The sequence below is a fragment of the Yoonia maritima genome, assembly GCF_002933395.1.
GTDB lineage: Bacteria > Pseudomonadota > Alphaproteobacteria > Rhodobacterales > Rhodobacteraceae > Yoonia > Yoonia maritima_A.
The window spans coordinates 117,010-136,992 of sequence record NZ_PKFN01000010.1 but is presented as its reverse complement, the minus strand read 5'-3'; the positions used below and the strand labels follow the sequence as shown (position 1 = coordinate 136,992).

14 protein-coding genes and 1 tRNA gene are annotated in these 19,983 nt (G+C 52.1%); 14 read left to right on the top strand and 1 reads right to left on the bottom strand.

The genetic code is table 11. The features are described 5' to 3' along the window. Nucleotides 1–27 precede the first annotated feature (27 nt). The 3 genes from CYQ09_RS13935 to CYQ09_RS13925 all read left to right on the top strand — a co-directional run bounded on the left by CYQ09_RS13935 (nt 28) and on the right by CYQ09_RS13925 (nt 4,165). The gene (locus CYQ09_RS13935) at nt 28–1,908 is read left to right on the top strand and encodes a PhoX family protein (RefSeq protein ID WP_106746007.1); all 1,881 of its coding nucleotides are present in this window, start codon (nt 28–30) and stop codon (nt 1,906–1,908) included. Between the two features lie 283 nt (nt 1,909–2,191). Then, nucleotides 2,192–3,367 (top strand): elongation factor Tu, encoded by a 1,176-nt coding sequence (gene tuf / locus CYQ09_RS13930; protein ID WP_106358362.1) that lies wholly within the window; start codon nt 2,192–2,194, stop codon nt 3,365–3,367. A 189-nt stretch (nt 3,368–3,556) separates the two neighbouring features. Next, entirely contained in the window at nt 3,557–4,165 is a 609-nt protein-coding gene (locus tag CYQ09_RS13925) for a DNA-3-methyladenine glycosylase I (RefSeq protein WP_106746006.1), read from the top strand. Here the strand turns inward: CYQ09_RS13925 and CYQ09_RS13920 are convergent. Continuing rightward, a complete protein-coding gene (locus CYQ09_RS13920) occupies nt 4,162–4,851 on the bottom strand; it encodes a lysophospholipid acyltransferase family protein (protein WP_239495955.1) in 690 nt (229 codons plus the stop codon). The genes CYQ09_RS13925 and CYQ09_RS13920 overlap by 4 nt on opposite strands. A gap of 125 nt (nt 4,852–4,976) precedes the next feature. Here CYQ09_RS13920 and CYQ09_RS13915 point away from each other — a divergent pair. The 11 genes from CYQ09_RS13915 to CYQ09_RS13865 all read left to right on the top strand — a co-directional run bounded on the left by CYQ09_RS13915 (nt 4,977) and on the right by CYQ09_RS13865 (nt 19,955). Then, a tRNA-Trp gene (locus CYQ09_RS13915) sits at nt 4,977–5,052 on the top strand. After that, on the top strand, nt 5,041–5,979 hold the full coding sequence (locus CYQ09_RS13910; protein ID WP_106746004.1) for a hypothetical protein: 939 nt from the start codon (nt 5,041–5,043) through the stop codon (nt 5,977–5,979). Before CYQ09_RS13915 ends, CYQ09_RS13910 begins: the two co-directional genes overlap by 12 nt. 72 nt (nt 5,980–6,051) lie before the next feature. Beyond that, complete coding sequence (gene secE, locus CYQ09_RS13905) at nt 6,052–6,252, top strand: preprotein translocase subunit SecE (RefSeq protein WP_106746003.1); 201 nt, start codon at nt 6,052–6,054, stop codon at nt 6,250–6,252. Between the two features lie 191 nt (nt 6,253–6,443). Beyond that, complete coding sequence (nusG, locus tag CYQ09_RS13900) at nt 6,444–6,974, top strand: transcription termination/antitermination protein NusG (protein WP_106746002.1); 531 nt, start codon at nt 6,444–6,446, stop codon at nt 6,972–6,974. 107 nt (nt 6,975–7,081) lie between these two features. After that, entirely contained in the window at nt 7,082–7,507 is a 426-nt protein-coding gene (rplK, locus tag CYQ09_RS13895) for a 50S ribosomal protein L11 (RefSeq protein WP_106746001.1), read from the top strand. Further along, nucleotides 7,507–8,208 carry a 50S ribosomal protein L1 gene (gene rplA / locus CYQ09_RS13890; protein WP_106746000.1) on the top strand — a complete coding sequence of 234 codons (702 nt, stop codon included), beginning with the start codon at nt 7,507–7,509 and terminating at the stop codon, nt 8,206–8,208. The genes rplK and rplA overlap by 1 nt, the downstream gene beginning before the upstream one ends. A 354-nt stretch (nt 8,209–8,562) precedes the next feature. Then, on the top strand, nt 8,563–9,075 hold the full coding sequence (rplJ, locus tag CYQ09_RS13885; RefSeq protein ID WP_106745999.1) for a 50S ribosomal protein L10: 513 nt from the start codon (nt 8,563–8,565) through the stop codon (nt 9,073–9,075). A 68-nt stretch (nt 9,076–9,143) separates the two neighbouring features. Next, a complete protein-coding gene (rplL, locus tag CYQ09_RS13880; RefSeq protein ID WP_106745998.1) occupies nt 9,144–9,518 on the top strand; it encodes a 50S ribosomal protein L7/L12 in 375 nt (124 codons plus the stop codon). A 245-nt stretch (nt 9,519–9,763) separates the two neighbouring features. Then, the gene (rpoB, locus tag CYQ09_RS13875) at nt 9,764–13,903 is read left to right on the top strand and encodes a DNA-directed RNA polymerase subunit beta (protein WP_106745997.1); all 4,140 of its coding nucleotides are present in this window, start codon (nt 9,764–9,766) and stop codon (nt 13,901–13,903) included. A 93-nt stretch (nt 13,904–13,996) separates the two neighbouring features. After that, entirely contained in the window at nt 13,997–18,247 is a 4,251-nt protein-coding gene (gene rpoC / locus CYQ09_RS13870) for a DNA-directed RNA polymerase subunit beta' (RefSeq protein WP_106746179.1), read from the top strand. Between the two features lie 127 nt (nt 18,248–18,374). Beyond that, complete coding sequence (locus CYQ09_RS13865; protein WP_106745996.1) at nt 18,375–19,955, top strand: glycosyltransferase family 2 protein; 1,581 nt, start codon at nt 18,375–18,377, stop codon at nt 19,953–19,955. Nucleotides 19,956–19,983 lie beyond the last annotated feature (28 nt).

Below are 19,983 nucleotides of genomic sequence, written 5' to 3'. Positions count from 1 at the left end.
GATACACGCCAGCAAGGAGCAAGCGCGATGAATTCGAACGATACATATGATCTGTCCTGGGACGAATGGGATGAACTGCAGCGCCCGGCTGCGGAAACCACTGATTTTGATGGTGTAGTTGATGCCGCTTTGTCGCGTCGCGGGTTCCTGACTGGCGTTGTTGCTTACGGGTCTGGTGCGGCTGTGATGGGGGCCGGTCTGCTTTCGGGCACATCGGCACAAGCACAAACAGCGAGCCGCTTTGCATTTACGCCAATTGCGGCCCAGACGGATTTCACGATCCACGTTCCAGATGGCTATAGCTGGCATGCGCTTGCGAAATGGGGAGAGCCGCTATTTTCGGACGCAGAAGAGCTAAGTCAAGAAACGGGCGTTTCGGTTGCTAGCTCTGACCGTGTATTCGGTGAAAACACTGACGGGATGGAGGCATTCGTTGTCGATGGTCGTCAGGTCATCGCGGTGAACCACGAATACGTAAATCCAAAGGTGAACCTGCCGCACACTGGTGGCGAAACGACAAGCGCTGATGATGTGCTCACACTGCAAAACATGCAGGGCGTGACGGTGATGGAAATCGCCGAAGGTGCTGATGGTTGGGCTATTGTCAAAGACAGCGATTTGAACCGCCGCATTACGCAAAATACCCCGATGACAATTACCGGCCCTGCCGCGGGTCACCCATTGCTTCAGACAGAGGCCGACCCTGCTGGTACGACCGCGCTGGGCACGCTGAACAACTGTGGTGCAGGTAAGACGCCTTGGGGCACTTACCTGACATGCGAAGAAAACTTTAACGGCTATTTTGGTTCGACTGATCCTGAATTCACCGCGCCTGACGATTACGCTCGTTATGGCATCGGCATGGAAGGTCGCTATGCTTACGAAAAGTTTGATACGCGTTTCGACACATCAAAGAACCCAAACGAGCCGCATCGCTTTGGTTACATTGTTGAGATCGACCCAACCGATCCAACATCGACACCAATCAAGCATACTGCGCTTGGGCGCTTTAAGCACGAAAACGCGGCTGCCGTTGTCGCGCCTGATGGCCGTGTTGTGGTCTACATGGGCGATGATGAGCGTGGTGAGTTCCTGTATAAATTCGTCTCTGCTGGCGTTTATACTCCGGGTGGCCCAACATCTGCGTTGCTTGATGAAGGTCAGCTTTATGTGGCGAAATTCAACACGGACCTGACAGGCGAATGGGTTGCGTTGACGCCCGAAGCCACCGGAATGGACGAAGCCGAAATCGCGATCTTTACGCGGCAGGCTGCGTCTAACGTGGGCGCAACGACGATGGATCGCCCAGAGTGGGTTGCCGTGAATCCTGTCGCCGCCGAGGCTTATTGCGCCCTGACCAACAACAAGAACCGTGGTGTCAAACCAAATGCGGGCGGCGATGACACGGCGGCCAACGGTCCAAACCCACGTGATGAAAACAACTATGGTCAAATCGTGCGTTGGTACCCAAGCAACGACGATCACGCTGCAGATACGTTTGCATGGGATCTATACGTAATGGCGGGTAACCCCACCGTGCACGAAGGTGCCTACGGCGGGTCAGCAAATGTGAACGAAGGTAACCTGTTTAATTCGCCTGACGGGATGCAGTTCGACAGTACAGGTTTGCTGTGGATTCAGACCGACGGTGATGATGACAACGAAGGTGATTTTGCCGGGATGGGCAATAATCAGATGCTTGCTGGCGACCCGGCTACCGGCCAAATCGAACGCTTCCTAACGGGTCCTAACGGGTCCGAGGTTACGGGCCTAACGTGGTCGGCTGATAAACGCACGATGTTTGTTGGTATCCAGCACCCGGCCGCACCTTTCCCTGACGGTGAAGGCACGTTGCCGCGTTCGTCTATCATCGCGGTAAAACGCGCTGACAATGAACGAGTCGGCTAATAAAATCAAAAGGTGGGGTGAATATCACCCCATCTTTGCCAACGAAGACTGAACTGAACCAGTCTCGTTCTGGAATATGTTTCATACATTTCAGCGGTGTTCTATGTGTGCATGCACATAGAGAAAGCACTTAGCCGCATGGTTGTCCCTTGGTTGATAATCGAAGTGTATCATTCCTCTTGTTTTATGTCGTATTTCCCTTGATTTCCGCGCCGTTTCCCAATACATCGCCCGCGATGTTGGACCGGGCCGATGTGGCCCCTCAAAATTAAGGGCCCGCTAAATGGCTAAGGAAAAGTTTGAACGTACAAAACCGCACGTTAACATTGGTACAATTGGCCACGTTGACCACGGTAAGACGACGCTGACTGCGGCGATCACAAAGTATTTTGGTGATTTCCAAGATTACGACCAGATTGACGGCGCGCCCGAAGAAAAAGCCCGTGGTATCACGATCTCTACAGCGCACGTTGAGTATGAGACTGAAACACGTCACTATGCGCACGTTGACTGCCCCGGCCACGCCGACTACGTCAAGAACATGATCACAGGTGCTGCGCAAATGGACGGCGCGATCTTGGTTGTGAACGCGGCTGACGGCCCAATGCCACAAACCCGTGAGCACATCCTGTTGGGCCGCCAAGTTGGCATCCCGTACATGGTTGTTTACATGAACAAAGTTGACCAAGTAGACGACGAAGAGCTGCTTGAGCTGGTTGAAATGGAAATCCGTGAACTGCTGTCCTCTTACGAGTACCCAGGCGACGACATTCCAGTGATCCCAGGTTCAGCCTTGGCTGCGATGGAAGAGCGTGACGAAGAAATCGGCGCGAACTCAATCAAAGCGCTGATGGCTGCTGTTGACGACTACATCCCAACACCTGCACGTGCGGTTGACATGCCGTTCTTGCTGCCAGTTGAGGACGTGTTCTCGATCTCTGGTCGTGGTACAGTTGTGACTGGCCGTGTTGAGCGTGGTGTTGTGAACGTTGGTGACGAGCTGTCCATCGTTGGTATCCGCGAAACACAAAAAACGACCTGTACTGGTGTTGAAATGTTCCGCAAGCTGCTTGATCGCGGTGAAGCAGGCGACAACGTTGGTGTTCTTCTGCGTGGTATCGACCGTGAAGCCGTTGAGCGTGGTCAGGTTCTGTGTAAGCCAGGTTCAGTGAACCCACACACAAAGTTCGAAGCAGAAGCCTATATTCTGACCAAAGAAGAAGGCGGTCGTCACACACCATTCTTCGCGAACTACCGTCCACAGTTCTACTTCCGTACAACTGACGTGACAGGCACTGTTGTTCTTCCAGAGGGCACAGAAATGGTCATGCCGGGCGACAACCTGAAGTTCAACGTTGAGCTGATCGCACCAATCGCGATGGAAGACGGTCTGCGCTTTGCGATCCGCGAAGGCGGCCGCACAGTCGGCGCCGGCGTTGTTTCTAAAATCGTAGAATAATTCCGGAGCGGCTTGCGGCCCTAGGGCCGCAAACGCACCGCGTGGGTGGCAGGGGTTTGCTTGCAAACACCGAGAACCCACTCAGGAGTTACTCAATACACAAAGGCCGCTCCAGAAATGGAGCGGCCTTTTGCATTTGGTGGTTCTTGCGTAAGGTGAACTTAGGTCCAATTAGGATAAGTTTTAACCATGCCGCTTTTCACATCCCCGACTGACAATATCCCGCGCTGCGGTTGGTGTTCTGCGACCAAAGACTACATCGCCTATCATGACAATGAATGGGGTTATCCCGTTGGGGACGATATTCGTTTGTTTGAAAAGCTGTGCCTTGAGAGTTTTCAGTCGGGCCTGAGTTGGCGCACGATTTTGACAAAGCGCGAGAATTTTCGTTCTGCCTTTGCCGGGTTTGATTTTAGGAAGGTCGCTCAGTTTGGTGATGTTGATGTTGAGCGACTGCTGAATGACGCAGGGATTGTGCGCCATCGCGGCAAGATCACCGCTGTGATCAATAACGCGCAGCGTTGTTGTGAGTTGGTCGATGCCAAAGGATCGCTCGCGGCATTCATTTGGAGCTTTGAACCGCAAGAGGAAGGCATTGAACCGCAAAGCAGAACGACTTCGCCTGCATCAGTCGCTTTGTCAAAAGAGTTAAAGAAGCGCGGTTGGAAGTTTGTTGGTCCCACAACGGCATTTGCCTTCATGCAGGCCATGGGGTTGATCAATGATCACGCGGCAGGATGTGCATCACGCGAGATTGCGTCGGTGGCCAGGCAAGCGTTTCAGCGGCCCAGTCTCTAGGCGCCGAGTGGCAGGCCAAGCATTGAATCGGCCTCGGCCGTTGTATTTTGCATGAATTGGTGCATTTCTGCGCGCAGCGTTTCGATCTGTTCTGGGTTCATTTTACGCTGCACGCTGCCACCGAAGCGACGAAACACATACGCGCCCTGACCATAGGGGTGAGGCACGAGCATCTTGTCCCAAGAATTGAGCCTGCGTCCTTTGCTGACCGAGTAGGCGTAGCAGAAGACTGGCATCCCTGTGGTTTTGGCCCAATCAAGGGGCGCATCTTTGACCTCTAGCGCGGGACCAAGTGGGCCATCGCCGGTCATGCCTATGCTGACGCCTTCTTTTACACGTTTTAGAACTTCGCGCGATGCCGAACGATTCGATCTTTTGCGTGACATCTGCATCGGGCGTAGTCCAACCCGACGCTGAAGCGCCCCAGATACGCGCCCAACAGGTGAACTATCGTGCAGGCTAGATAGTGGCCCATCTGTGACGGGCCAGTGCAAAGCGCCCATGACCGATCGGCTGTGCCACATGACAAGTAGAACGGGGCCGTCTTGTAATGCTGCCTGTAGATCGTCTAATCCTTTGGCTTTCCATATAATTCGCCGATTGCATAGGCTGAGATAACCACCGATTAACCCGGCGATCCGTGCTGCGAGCCACTCTGATTTTTCGATTCGACGGCGAAGTGACACGAGGGCAGGGGCCTTTCTTACAGAAATCTTTGCGTTGTTTTCACATTTTTGCCTATGATGGCAAGTCTAGTGCGGGTTGCCTCTTGATCCGGTTGGATTTTCAGACTAGTTCGGCAACTGGTCTTAGGGGTATAGCTCAGTTGGTAGAGCGACGGTCTCCAAAACCGTAGGTCTGGAGTTCGAGTCTCCATGCCCCTGCCAGACCAGATCATTGCCGCTCAGCCGGGGGATCAAATCCAACACATGCCACAAGATGATTTTTCGATTGGGTTCCACATAGGAGCGCACAAGACCGCGACCTCGCATTTGCAGCGGTCGTTGTTGATGGCATCCGATGATTTGATCGACGCTGGTGTTCGCTATTATGGTCCCGAACATTTTCGCCTGCCGGGGCGTACGATTTCTGCGCTTTTTGGGATGCGTTCGCGCGCTGGTGGCGGGCGTAGTAAACGGTCGCCGCAGGACCAGCTTGGGTTGATGCGCAAAGGTGCCAGTCGGCTTGTGTTCAGTGAAGAGAATTTCATCGGCACGCTTGCCCATCCACAGCGTAGCGATATCGAATTTGGGTATCCGCGCGCAGACATGAAGATTGCGCAGTTGTCACAAGCGCTTGGGCGTCCGCTCGACCTGTTTTTAAGTCTGCGTAAGCCTACGGCGCTGATTAACTCAGTGTATTCGCAATTATTGCGTGGCAATAAGGTTATGCCATTTGCCGAATATAAGGCGATGGTCCCAATGGCGCGTGGCGATTGGGCGGATTTGGTCGCCCGTTTGCGTGCGACACAGGGTGTCGGCAAATTGGTTGTCTGGGCCTACGAAGACTACAATGGCGTGTTCGACGATATTTGCGTTGCGATGGTCGGGCAGAAGGTTCCTTCGATTGAGCGCAATGTTAATCCGCGATTGTCAGCGCAAGCTGTTGCGCAAACGCTGGCCCGCTATGACGCAGGTGAACGCGGAGATATCGCAAAAGACGCGGGCAACGCGTTTCCGGTCGATGAGGGATATGATCGGTTTGATGGTTTTTCCGAAAGCGAGCATGACTTTGCTGATATGACATACCGCGCCCAGATTGCGTCGATTGCCAACATGGCCGATGTGACGCTTCTTAAACCAAGCGATGATTGATCTGTCGTCGGGCTTGAAATCGTGGTGCGAACGCCGTATGTCGCGGGGTGTTTCCACAAAGGACGATATGTCATGGCCATCGCCAATCCTGTCAAGTTTTTCCAAGAGGTCCGTGCTGAGGTCTCTAAGGTCGTATGGCCGACACGCCGCGAAGTCGTTTTGACCACGATTATGGTGTTCATCCTAGCATCTATCGCCGCGATCTTTTTCTCGCTTGTGGATATGGCGATTCGGGTTGGATTGACCGGTGTGCTGGATTACTTTGGTGGCTAACATCGTGTGGAAATTGCCGTTCACCCCTTGAAAACACTGGGTGTCAGCGGTAAGAGCCACAAACTCCTGAAATTGGCGTGCGGCGAATCGAGCTTCACGCCGCTTTTATTTTCAGGACTAGCAGCCGTGCTGCTGGATTTAATTTGAACATGCGGCCCGTTGTGGTCGGCGACGACAAGGTGCTTTGACACATGGCGAAACGTTGGTACTCCGTAAGCGTTCTCTCGAACTTCGAGAAGAAAATCGCAGAAGCGATCCGCACAAAAGCGGAAGAGCAGGGCCTATCTGAGCAAATCGGTGAAGTGCTGGTGCCGACTGAAGAAGTCATCGAAATTCGTCGCAACAAAAAAGTCACGACCGAGCGCCGCTTTATGCCTGGTTACGTGCTCGTTCACATGGAAATGTCGGACGAAGGTTATCACCTGATCAACTCTATTAACCGCGTCACAGGTTTCTTGGGCCCGCAAGGTCGCCCAATGCCGATGCGTGATGCCGAAGTGCAGGCTATCCTTGGTCGCGTACAAGAAGGCGAAGATGCGCCACGTACGCTGATCCACTTCGACATCGGAGAAAAAGTCAAAGTCAACGAAGGTCCGTTCGAAGACTTCGACGGTATGGTCGAAGAAGTCGACGACGAGAACCAGCGCTTGAAAGTGACTGTTTCGATCTTTGGCCGCGCGACGCCGGTCGAATTGGAATTCACGCAGGTTACTAAACAGTAACCCGTGTGTTCAGACGTGGGAGGGCATCGCCCGAACCACGGCAAAACCGTCCCTTCGGGGGCATTGTAGGGTGGATTTTAATCCACCGCTGAAAAAGGAGAGGCCCCATGGCCAAAAAAGTTGTTGGACAACTGAAACTGCAGGTTCCTGCAGGTGCAGCAAACCCATCCCCACCCGTCGGCCCAGCATTGGGTCAGCGCGGCATCAACATCATGGAATTCTGTAAAGCGTTTAACGCGAAGACAGCTGACATGGAAAACGGCGCACCTTGCCCAACCGTAATCACATATTACGCGGACAAGTCGTTCTCGATGGAAATCAAGACACCACCTGCGTCTTACTACATCAAGAAAGCTGCCAAGCTGAAATCTGGTTCAAACACACCAGGTAAAGCCGTTGCTGGTTCGATCACTGGTAAGCAGGTTCGTGAAATTGCAGAAGCAAAAATGAAGGACCTCAACGCGACGTCCATCGAAGGCGCGATGCAGATCATCATGGGCTCTGCCCGCTCTATGGGTGTGGAGGTCAAGTAATGGCAAAATTCGGTAAGCGCACAACCGCAGCTCGTGCTGCGTTCGAAGGCAAGCATAACGTATCAGTAACTGATGCCGTTGCTCTGATCAAAGATAACGCAAAAGCGAAGTTCGACGAAACTGTTGAAATCGCAATGCAGCTGGGTGTTGACCCGCGTCACGCTGACCAAATGGTTCGCGGTACAGTAAGCCTGCCGAACGGCACTGGTAAAACTGTTCGTGTTGCTGTTTTTGCACGTGGCGAAAAAGCTGACGAAGCAAAAGCAGCTGGTGCAGACATCGTTGGTGCAGAAGACCTGATGGAAACTGTTCAAGGCGGCAAGATCGACTTTGATCGTTGCATCGCGACACCTGACATGATGGGTGTTGTTGGTCGTCTGGGTAAAGTTCTTGGCCCTCGCAACCTGATGCCAAACCCACGCGTTGGTACTGTGACTATGGACGTTAAAGCGGCTGTTGAAGCTGCTAAAGGCGGCGAAGTGCAGTTCAAAGCTGAAAAAGCTGGTGTTGTGCACGCAGGTATCGGCAAAGCATCTTTCTCGGCTAAGCAGCTGGAAGAAAACATGCTGGCATTTGTTGAAGCGGTCAGCAAAGCCCGCCCATCAGGCGCAAAAGGTACATACATGAAAAAGATCGCTGTCAGCTCTACAATGGGCCCAGGCGTATCCGTTGACGTCGCTTCGGCAACTGGCAACGAATAATTCAAGCATCTTAACTGATGTATTGCGGCAGGCCCTTGTTTGGGTCTGCCGTTTTCGTTTCTGATTACATGGTTAAAAGTAGGGATATGGGGTTGGCAAACGGACTTTGTCGCAGTACCTAGAAATCCTGGCCCGAGAGATTGATTCGTTCGGGCCTTTATTCGTCCGAGACGGTGGGTTGGCATTTATGTCGTTAATTCCTGCCTGAGGCGGGATAGACCAGATTTTTGAGGCTCTCCTCGGCAATTTGGACGCCCCGTTTGCACATGGACTGTAGACTGTTGGGCGGCTTGCCGCGTGACAAAATTAGAGCCGGTGCTGGGCTTAACCCAGTACCAAACTTGGAGTGAAACTGTGGATAGAGCACAAAAAGAACAGCTGGTCGACGATCTCGGCCAGATCTTTGAAAGCTCTGGCGTCGTAGTGGTTGCCCACTACGAAGGCATGACAGTTGCTGAAATGCAGGACCTGCGCGCACAAATGCGTGACGCGGGTGGTTCTGTGCGCGTTGCCAAGAACAAGCTCGCCAAAATCGCTCTTGAGGGCAAGCCATGCGCAAGCATCGCTGAATACCTCGAGGGTATGACTGTAATCGCCTATTCCGAAGACCCTGTCGCAGCTGCGAAGGTCGTGGATAAGTACGCCAAAGGTAACGACAAGCTCGTTGTCTTGGGTGGTGCAATGGGCGACACAGCTCTTGATCCTGCTGGTGTTAAAGCCGTTGCCGGTATGCCGTCTCGCGAGGAGCTTATTGCTTCTATCGTTGGCTGCATCGGTGCACCTGCTTCGAACATTGCTGGGGCCATTGGCGCGCCTGCTTCGAACATCGCAAGCATTCTTTCGACCATCGAAGAGAAAGCTGCATAAAGCATCTGAATTGACTTGGGGCTTTGCCCTGACGTTGGAACACACTTAAAACGAACGGAAAGCATAAAATGGCTGATCTGAAAAAACTTGCTGAAGAGATTGTTGGTCTTACCCTTCTCGAAGCACAAGAACTGAAAACTATCCTCAAGGACGAGTACGGCATCGAGCCAGCTGCTGGTGGCGCCGTAATGGTTGCTGCAGGTGGTGACGCTGGTGGCGAAGCTGCTGCTGAGAAAACTGAATTCGACGTCGTTCTGAAGAACGCTGGTGCTTCTAAAATCAACGTGATCAAAGAAGTTCGCGGCATCACAGGTCTTGGCCTGAAAGAAGCGAAAGATCTGGTTGAAGCTGGCGGCAAGATCAAAGAAGGCGCTGCGAAAGCAGAAGCTGAAGAGATCAAAGCGAAGCTGGAAGCAGTCGGCGCAGAAGTCGAACTGGCCTAAGCTAGTATCAGGCGAAGTCTTCTTCGTCATGAAAATAAGGCTGGGCGCGCAGAAATGTGCGTCCAGCCGAACCTGTCTTAGAGGTCGGCCAAATGCTGACCGACCCCTTGGGTAGGTTTGAGATGTCGGGAGGGTGCCGGTGGGACGGCAGCCACGAATAGACATCAAACCCCCGGTCAAATGGGTGATGTGTCGCGGCCCGGGCGATGCGTCATTCGAGAGACAAACAAAAGGTGACACCGCATATGGCTTCCTCCTTCCTTGGTCAGAAACGCCTGCGTAAGTACTACGGCAAAATCCGTGAAGTACTCGAAATGCCGAACCTCATTGAGGTTCAGAAATCTTCTTATGATCTGTTCCTGCGCTCTGGCGACAGTGACACACCGCTTGACGGCGAAGGCATCAAAGGTGTCTTTCAGTCGGTGTTCCCGATCAAAGATTTCAATGAAACAGCTTTGCTTGAGTTCGTAAAATACGAGCTTGAAAAGCCAAAGTACGACGTCGAAGAGTGCATGCAGCGCGACATGACGTACAGCGCGCCCCTTAAAGTCACGCTGCGTTTGATCGTGTTTGATGTGGACGAAGATACAGGCAACAAGTCTGTTAAAGACATCAAAGAACAAGACGTGTTCATGGGCGATATGCCTTTGATGACGCCGAACGGCACATTTGTCGTGAACGGCACAGAGCGCGTTATCGTATCTCAGATGCACCGTTCACCTGGCGTGTTCTTTGATCACGACAAAGGTAAAACGCATTCGTCCGGTAAACTTCTGTTTGCTTGCCGCATCATCCCATACCGCGGTAGCTGGCTGGACTTTGAATTCGATGCGAAAGACCTTGTGTTCTGCCGTATCGACCGTCGTCGTAAGTTGCCTGTCACAACCCTGCTGTATGCGCTGGGTCTAGACCAAGAAGGCATCATGAATGCCTACTACGACACCGTTGAATATCATCTCGATATTAAAGCGCGTGCTTGGCAGACAAAGTTCTTCCCAGAGCGTGTCCGTGGCACACGTCCTGCGTATGATCTGGTTGATGCGAAGACTGGTGAAGTCATCGCAAAAGCAGGTGAAAAAGTTACACCTCGTTCCGTCAAGAAATTGATCGACGAAGGCTCTGTCACTGATCTGCTGGTTCCATACGAGCAAATCATCGGCAAATTCGTGTCTACCGATATCATCAACGAAGAAACTGGCGCGATTTATGTCGAAGCTGGTGACGAGCTGACTGTTGAAGTCGACAAAGCTGGTGACGTGATCGGTGGTACACTGAAAGATCTGGTTGATGCGGGCATCACCACGATCCCAGTCTTGGACATCGATAACGTCAACGTTGGCGCGTACATGCGCAATACGATGGCAGCTGATAAGAACATGAACCGTGAAACGGCTCTCATGGATATCTACCGCGTGATGCGCCCAGGCGAGCCACCGACCGTAGATTCTGCATCAGCACTGTTCGACACGCTGTTCTTTGATAGCGAGCGTTATGACCTGTCTGCTGTTGGTCGCGTTAAGATGAACATGCGTCTTGACCTAGATGCCGAAGACACCATGCGCACATTGCGCAAGGAAGACATCGTATCCTGCATCAAAGCGCTGGTTGAACTGCGCGACGGCAAAGGCGATATCGACGATATTGACCACCTTGGTAACCGTCGTGTCCGTTCCGTTGGCGAGCTGATGGAAAACCAATACCGTGTTGGCCTGCTTCGCATGGAGCGCGCGATCAAAGAACGTATGTCCAGCGTCGAAATCGACACTGTGATGCCTCAGGACCTGATCAACGCGAAACCAGCGGCTGCTGCGGTACGTGAATTCTTCGGCTCTTCGCAGCTGTCGCAGTTCATGGACCAAACCAACCCGCTTTCCGAAGTGACGCACAAGCGTCGTCTGTCTGCGCTTGGGCCCGGTGGTTTGACACGTGAACGTGCTGGCTTTGAAGTTCGTGACGTTCACCCAACGCACTACGGTCGTATGTGTCCAATTGAGACACCGGAAGGGCCGAACATTGGTCTGATTAACTCGCTGGCTACTTTTGCACGTGTGAACAAATACGGCTTTATCGAAACGCCATACCGCAAGGTTGTTGAAGGCAAGGTAACAGACGAAGTTCAGTACATGTCTGCGACCGAAGAAATGCGCCATACTGTTGCGCAGGCCAACGCGAACTTGAACGAAGACGGTGGTTTCAATAACGACCTCGTTTCAACACGTATGAACGGTGACTACACACTGGCTCCGCGTGAAAATGTCGACCTGATCGACGTTTCGCCAAAGCAGCTGGTCTCTGTTGCTGCGTCCTTGATCCCGTTCCTTGAAAACGACGATGCGAACCGGGCCCTGATGGGTTCGAACATGATGCGTCAAGCTGTTCCATTGCTTCAAGCCGAGGCCCCGCTTGTGGGTACTGGTATCGAAGAAGTTGTGGCACGCGATTCAGGTGCTGCGATCATGGCGAAACGCGCCGGTATCATCGACCAAGTCGATGCGCAGCGTATCGTTATTCGCGCGACTTCCGATCTTGAACTGGGCGACGCAGGCGTAGACATCTACCGCATGCGTAAATTCCAGCGCTCGAACCAGAACACCTGCATCAACCAGCGTCCGCTGGTGAAGGTTGGCGATACAGTTCTTAAGGGCGAAGTTATTGCCGATGGTCCATCTACCGATATCGGTGAATTGGCTCTGGGTAAAAACGTGGTCGTCGCGTTTATGCCGTGGAACGGTTATAACTACGAAGATAGTATCCTGATCTCTGAGCGTATTACGCGTGACGACGTCTTTACTTCGATCCACATCGAAGAATTCGAAGTCGCCGCTCGTGATACAAAGCTTGGGCCAGAGGAAATCACACGCGATATTCCAAACGTTGGTGAAGAAGCGCTGCGTAACCTCGACGAGGCTGGTATCGTATACATCGGTGCCGAAGTAGAGCCAGGCGACATTCTGGTCGGTAAGATCACACCAAAAGGCGAAAGCCCGATGACACCAGAAGAAAAGCTTCTGCGTGCTATCTTTGGTGAGAAAGCATCTGACGTTCGCGATACATCGCTGCGCGTTAAACCAGGTGATTTCGGTACGGTCGTAGAAGTACGCGTCTTTAACCGCCATGGGGTGGAAAAAGACGAACGTGCGCTTCAAATCGAGCGTGAAGAAGTCGAACGTCTTGCACGTGACCGTGATGACGAATTGGTGATCCTTGACCGGAACATCTATGCGCGTCTGAAGTCGATGATCATCGGCAAAGAAGCTGTCAAAGGTCCACGTGGTTTCAAACCAAACTCGATCGTTACCGAAGAGTCGCTGGCTGAGCTTAGCCGTGGTCAGTGGTGGCAGGTTGCCCTCAAGGACGAAGCTGACGCGCAGGTCGTAGAAGCCCTGAACGAACAGTATGAAATCCAGAAGCGTGCAATGGATGCGCGTTTTGAGGACAAAGTCGAAAAAGTCCGTCGCGGTGATGATTTGCCACCGGGTGTTATGAAGATGGTCAAAGTCTTTATCGCCGTGAAGCGTAAGCTTCAGCCCGGTGATAAGATGGCGGGTCGTCACGGGAACAAAGGTGTTATTTCCAAGGTTGTACCTATGGAAGACATGCCATTCCTTGCAGACGGTACGCCAGTTGACTTCTGTCTGAACCCGCTTGGTGTTCCTTCACGAATGAACGTCGGTCAGATTCTTGAGTGTCACATGGGCTGGGCCGCACGCGGACTAGGTCTGCAAGTTGACGATGCACTTGGTGAATATCGTCGCTCTGGTGATCTGACACCTGTTCGCGACGCGATGAAAATCGTTTATGGCGATAACGTTTATGCTGAAGGTATCGAAGGCATGGACGAAGGCGAGATTGTCGAAGCGGCCGGTAACGTCGTACGCGGTGTGCCGATTGCGACACCGGTATTTGATGGTGCGAAAGAGGCAGACGTGAACGACAGCTTGCGTCGCGCTGGTTTCGATACATCAGGTCAATCGGTATTATTCGATGGTCGTACAGGTGAACAGTTTAGCCGCAAGGTGACTGTAGGTGTGAAATACCTGCTGAAACTGCACCACTTGGTCGATGACAAGATCCACGCACGTTCCACCGGGCCTTACAGCCTTGTCACGCAGCAACCGTTGGGCGGTAAAGCCCAGTTCGGTGGCCAGCGTTTCGGGGAAATGGAAGTCTGGGCATTGGAAGCTTACGGCGCTGCTTACACTTTGCAAGAGATGCTGACTGTAAAGTCAGATGACGTTGCAGGTCGGACGAAAGTCTATGAAAGCATCGTCAAAGGCGAAGACAACTTTGAGGCAGGCGTCCCAGAGTCGTTCAACGTGCTCGTGAAAGAAGTCCGGGGCCTCGGCCTCAATATGGAACTCCTGGATGCAGAGGATGAGGAATAAGAAATTTCTAGAAATTTCTTAGGGTCAGATGGTTTTTCTAGAAAAAACCATCGCCCGCCCTCTCCCCACTGCACCCAATTCAAGGAATTGATGATGAACCAGGAACTGACAAACAACCCGTTTAACCCGCTCACACCGGCAAAAACGTTTGACGAAATCAAGGTGTCTTTGGCATCTCCAGAACGTATCCTGTCATGGTCGTTCGGTGAGATCAAAAAGCCAGAGACCATCAACTACCGTACGTTCAAGCCAGAGCGTGACGGTTTGTTCTGTGCGCGTATCTTTGGCCCAATCAAAGATTACGAATGCCTATGCGGCAAATATAAGCGCATGAAATATCGCGGCGTTGTCTGCGAAAAATGTGGTGTTGAAGTAACGCTGCAAAAAGTTCGCCGTGAACGTATGGGCCACATCGAACTAGCTGCACCCGTTGCACACATCTGGTTCTTGAAATCGCTGCCATCCCGTATCGGTCTGATGCTAGACATGACGCTGCGTGATCTGGAACGTATTCTATATTTCGAAAACTACGTTGTAATCGAACCCGGTCTGACAGATCTGACCTATGGTCAGCTGATGACCGAAGAAGAATTCAACGACGCGCAGGATCTGTACGGCATGGACGCGTTCCAAGCCAACATCGGTGCTGAAGCGATCCGTGAAATGCTGTCCCAGATCGATCTGGAAGGCGAAGCAGACCAACTGCGCGCCGACCTGAAAGAAGCAACAGGCGAACTTAAGCCTAAGAAGATCATCAAGCGTTTGAAGATCGTTGAAAGCTTCTTGGAATCGGGCAACCGTCCTGAATGGATGGTTATGACCGTGATCCCTGTGATCCCACCAGAGCTGCGCCCACTGGTGCCGCTGGATGGTGGCCGTTTCGCGACATCCGATCTGAACGATCTGTATCGCCGTGTGATCAACCGGAACAACCGTCTGAAGCGTCTTATCGAACTGCGCGCACCTGACATTATCGTCCGTAACGAAAAGCGGATGTTGCAGGAATCTGTTGATGCGCTGTTCGACAACGGCCGTCGTGGTCGCGTTATCACTGGCGCAAACAAGCGTCCTTTGAAATCGCTGTCCGACATGCTGAAGGGTAAGCAAGGTCGCTTCCGTCAAAACCTTTTGGGTAAGCGCGTCGACTTCTCTGGTCGTTCGGTCATTGTGACTGGTCCAGAGCTAAAGCTGCACCAATGTGGTCTGCCCAAGAAGATGGCGCTCGAGCTGTTCAAGCCGTTCATCTATTCGCGCCTTGAAGCAAAAGGTCTGTCTTCTACCGTGAAGCAGGCGAAGAAGCTGGTCGAAAAAGAGCGTCCCGAAGTTTGGGATATCTTGGACGAGGTGATCCGCGAGCACCCAGTATTCCTGAACCGTGCGCCTACGCTGCACCGTTTGGGGATTCAGGCGTTCGAACCCACCCTGATCGAAGGTAAAGCGATCCAGCTTCACCCGCTTGTCTGTTCTGCGTTTAACGCTGACTTTGACGGTGACCAAATGGCTGTTCACGTGCCTCTCTCGCTGGAAGCCCAGCTAGAAGCACGCGTCTTGATGATGTCTACGAACAACGTTCTGTCGCCTGCCAACGGTGCGCCGATTATCGTTCCTTCACAGGATATGATTTTGGGTCTGTACTACACGACCATCATGCGCGAAGGCATGAAGGGCGAAGGTATGGAATTCCGCGACATCGAAGAAGTCGAACATGCTTTGAACGCTGGTGAGGTGCACCTGCATGCTAAAATCAGCGCGCGTATGCCGCAGATCGACGAAGAAGGTAACGAGGTGATGATCCGCTTCGAAACCACACCGGGCCGTATGCGTCTTGGTGGTCTGTTGCCGATGAACGCTAAAGCGCCGTTTGCTTTGGTGAACCGTCTGCTGCGTAAGAAAGAAGTTCAGCAAGTTATTGATACCGTCTACCGCTACTGCGGTCAGAAGGAATCGGTGATCTTCTGTGACCAGATCATGACGATGGGCTTCCGCGAAGCGTTTAAGGCTGGCATCTCGTTCGGTAAGGACGACATGGTTATCCCTGATAACAAGTGGGAACTGGTTGGCGAAACACGTGACCTCGTGAAAGACTTTGAACAGCAGTACATGGACGGCCTGATCACTCAGGGTGAAAAGTACAACAAAGTTGTGGATGCGTGGTCAAAGGCCAACGACAAAGTCACTGATGCGATGATGTCGACCATTTCGGATTCTGGTCGCGATGCGAACGGCGCCGAAAACGAGCCTAACTCGGTTTACATGATGGCACACTCGGGTGCGCGTGGTTCTGTTACGCAGATGAAACAGCTGGGCGGTATGCGCGGTTTGATGGCTAAGCCAAACGGCGAAATCATCGAAACGCCGATCATCTCGAACTTTAAAGAAGGTCTGACCGTTCTCGAGTACTTCAACTCGACCCACGGTGCCCGTAAGGGTCTGTCAGATACCGCGTTGAAAACTGCGAACTCTGGTTACCTAACACGTCGTCTGGTTGACGTTGCGCAAGATTGCATCGTTCGCGAGATCGATTGTGGTACAGAGCGTGCGATCACTGCCGAAGCTGCCGTAAACGACGGTGAGGTCGTATCATCCTTGGCTGAACGCGTCCTTGGTCGTGTGTCTGCTGATGATGTTCTGAAGCCGGGCACAGACGAAGTTATCGTCGAAGCTGGTGAACTGATCGACGAACGCAAAGCCGACATGATCGACGTTGCAGCAATTGGCAAAATGCGTATCCGTAGCCCGCTGACATGTGAGGCCGAAGATGGCGTCTGTGCAATGTGTTATGGTCGTGACCTTGCCCGCGGTACGCGCGTCAACATCGGCGAAGCTGTCGGCATTATTGCCGCGCAGTCAATCGGTGAACCTGGTACACAGCTGACAATGCGTACATTCCACATTGGTGGCGTTGCGCAAGGTGGCCAACAGTCGTTCCAAGAGGCATCACAGCCGGGTAAAATCCGCTTTGATAACGCATCGTTGTTGGAAAATGCTGCCGGTGAAATGGTCGTCATGGGCCGGAACATGGTTCTGTCGATCACAGATGCCGAAGGCACAGAGCTTGCTAACCACAAGGTTGGCTACGGTTCTAAGGTGTTCGTCAAAGAAGGTCAGGATATCCTGCGCGGCGATAAGCTGTTCGAATGGGATCCATACACTCTGCCGATCATTGCTGAAAAATCAGGTACGGCGAAATACGTCGATCTGGTTAACGGTATCGCAGTTCGTGAAGACACCGATGATGCAACGGGTATGACCCAGCGTATCGTTGCTGACTGGCGTGCGGCACCAAAAGGCAATGAGCTTGCACCAAAGATCATCGTGGTCGGTGCTGATGGTGAACCTGCCATGAAAGACGACGGTAACCCCGTCGCCTACGGTATGTCTGTTGATGCCATCCTGTCTGTCGAAGACGGTCAGGAGATCAAAGCTGGTGACGTTGTTGCGCGTATCCCGCGTGAAGGCGCCAAGACCAAGGACATCACCGGTGGTCTGCCACGTGTTGCTGAACTGTTCGAAGCGCGTCGTCCAAAAGACCACGCAATCATCGCGGAAATCGATGGCTACGTGCGCTTTGGCAAGGACTATAAGAACAAGCGCCGCATCGCGATTGAATCTTCTGATGATGCAGAAGTGAAGGTCGAATACATGGTGCCTAAGGGTAAGCACATTCCGGTTGCGGAAGGTGACTTTGTCCAGAAGGGCGACTACATCATGGACGGCAACCCTGCTCCGCACGATATTCTTGCGGTTATGGGTGTCGAAGCCTTGGCTGACTACATGATCGACGAAGTTCAGGACGTTTACCGTCTGCAGGGCGTTAAGATCAACGATAAGCACATCGAAGTTATCGTGCGTCAGATGCTCCAGAAATGGGAAATCCAAGACAGCGGTGACACTGTTCTGCTGAAAGGCGAGAACGTCGATAAGGCCGAGTTTGATGAGGCCAACGCGAAGGCGCTGAAACGCGGCGATCGTCCGGCAACAGGCGAGCCGATCCTATTGGGGATCACCAAAGCATCGCTGCAAACACGTTCGTTTATCTCTGCGGCGTCGTTCCAGGAAACCACACGCGTGCTGACCGAATCTTCGGTTCAGGGCAAACGTGATAAACTGATCGGCCTCAAAGAAAACGTCATCGTGGGTCGTTTGATCCCTGCGGGTACTGGCGGCGCGACACAGCAAATGCGTAAAGTTGCTGCTGACCGTGATAACGTTGTACTTGATGCGCGTCGTATCGAAGCCGAAAAAGCTGCTGCTCTTGCTGCGCCAATGGAATCGTCAAACGACGTTTCCGAAAGCGACGTGTTCAGCGATCTTGCGGTCGATACGCCGGAAGGCAATGCGTAAAAACGCAAAGCAACAAATGAAAAGGCCCTCGCATTGCGGGGGCCTTTTTGTTGTGGAATAGCTACTGCGCTGGAATTATAGGGAGCATTTATTTATAACTTCGACTGACGTTAATGAGGGATCAAGCATGGCCGCTGTACTTTTTTCTGCAATGCGCAATGAAGCTCCCTTCTTACTTGACTGGATTGCATATCATAAAAGCATCGGCTTTGATCGTATTTGTATTGTGACCAATGAATGCACTGATGGGTCATATCCACTGTTAAAAAAACTGTCGGATGCGGGGGTCATTCACCATTTCGACCAAACCGTTCCCGAAGATATGTCGCCTCAAAAAAGTGCGGTACAGGTGGTTCATGATCTGCAATATCTAGTCGACGGAGACTGGGCGATCTTTTTGGATGCCGACGAATACCTTAACATAAAGTTGGCTGATGGTCGGGTTTCAGCTTTGGCTGATTATCTCGAAAAACGTTCCGTTGAAGGTATGTTGGTCAATTGGCGTTTATTTGGCGACTCTGGGCAGGATAAATTTTCTGGATCATATATTAATAATACGTTTACGCGGTGCGAAGTTGAATCTTCTTACACTCAGTTCAAAACGTTTTTTAAGGTTGGAAAACTGACAAATGGTTTTTCGCCGTTACTCCATAGATGCCAAGTCGTTCCGGGAGCTGCGAAGCTGTCGAGTTTTATCGTTGGGTCAGGCCATGAATTAGGCGCATCGTCGAACGCCCGCGCTCGGCGGCGGCACCAGTCATGGCTTGAAAATGGCGATGATGCTTACGCGTTTCTTTTAGATGATGAAGTTGGCTATGATATCGCGCAAATCAATCATTATATTGTTCGTGACCCGCTATCTTTTGAGATGAAAAAAATACGGGGTAGGGGGCACAAACAAAAAATAAATTATAGCCCCCGACACACTGATGATTTCTATAAAGAAAATAACAAAAACGAGACGACTGATCTATCAATATTGCGCTGGGAGCATGCTGTAGAAAAGACCAAGAATGAGTTGATCGCGGAGTGTGATATCTCTGATGAGCTGCAAATTATTGAAGATACCTATCATGCGAACATCCAACCTAAAGGTAATGCACCCATGCCTACTGACGCCGCACGATCCCCCACTGATTTTCCGCTTTCGTTTCCTGAAAAAGAGCAAGAGTTCGTACGTGAAAATTACAAATTGGCGCAAGGCATAATAGAATATGGTAGTGGCGGCTCAACACGATTGGCTGCGGAATTAGGTATTCCATGTGTGTCAGTTGAATCAGATGCCCGTTGGGCTGAAAGTTTGAACAAAGTTTTGAACGCGGCCCATGTTAAGCCGACGGCTGTTGCGATGCCCATTAACATCGGGGTGACAAAAGAATGGGGATACCCGCAAACCCGTAGAAGATCGGACCAATACTGGCGTTACCCCTTGGAAGTGTGGGACGACCCGATTGCAGCAAAGGTCGATACTGTTCTGATTGACGGGCGTTTCCGTAAGGCTTGTTTTGCAGCGACACTGATGAATATTAAACAGGAAACGCGGGTATTGTTCGACGACTATCTCGGGCGCGTGATTTATCACGACGTCGAAGTTTTTGCGAAGCCGGTGCGAACAGTGGGACGTATGGCGGAATTTTTGGTGTCTCCTGGGTTAATGACACCGCAATTATTCTCTACGGTTATCCCATGGTTTGCCGACGTTCGTTGATGTCGTTTTCCAAGGTGCCTTGCGCTAT

What these genes read in the sequence shown, in the direction of transcription:
- CYQ09_RS13935 (WP_106746007.1), top strand. Translation starts at nt 28, where the DNA reads ATGAATTCGAACGATACATATGATCTGTCCTGGGACGAATGGGATGAA.
- rplA (WP_106746000.1), top strand. Translation starts at nt 7,507, where the DNA reads ATGGCAAAATTCGGTAAGCGCACAACCGCAGCTCGTGCTGCGTTCGAA.
- rpoB (WP_106745997.1), top strand. Translation starts at nt 9,764, where the DNA reads ATGGCTTCCTCCTTCCTTGGTCAGAAACGCCTGCGTAAGTACTACGGC.
- CYQ09_RS13910 (WP_106746004.1), top strand. Translation starts at nt 5,041, where the DNA reads ATGCCCCTGCCAGACCAGATCATTGCCGCTCAGCCGGGGGATCAAATC.
- rpoC (WP_106746179.1), top strand. Translation starts at nt 13,997, where the DNA reads ATGAACCAGGAACTGACAAACAACCCGTTTAACCCGCTCACACCGGCA.
- CYQ09_RS13865 (WP_106745996.1), top strand. Translation starts at nt 18,375, where the DNA reads ATGGCCGCTGTACTTTTTTCTGCAATGCGCAATGAAGCTCCCTTCTTA.
- rplK (WP_106746001.1), top strand. Translation starts at nt 7,082, where the DNA reads ATGGCCAAAAAAGTTGTTGGACAACTGAAACTGCAGGTTCCTGCAGGT.
- nusG (WP_106746002.1), top strand. Translation starts at nt 6,444, where the DNA reads ATGGCGAAACGTTGGTACTCCGTAAGCGTTCTCTCGAACTTCGAGAAG.
- secE (WP_106746003.1), top strand. Translation starts at nt 6,052, where the DNA reads ATGGCCATCGCCAATCCTGTCAAGTTTTTCCAAGAGGTCCGTGCTGAG.
- CYQ09_RS13925 (WP_106746006.1), top strand. Translation starts at nt 3,557, where the DNA reads ATGCCGCTTTTCACATCCCCGACTGACAATATCCCGCGCTGCGGTTGG.
- tuf (WP_106358362.1), top strand. Translation starts at nt 2,192, where the DNA reads ATGGCTAAGGAAAAGTTTGAACGTACAAAACCGCACGTTAACATTGGT.
- rplL (WP_106745998.1), top strand. Translation starts at nt 9,144, where the DNA reads ATGGCTGATCTGAAAAAACTTGCTGAAGAGATTGTTGGTCTTACCCTT.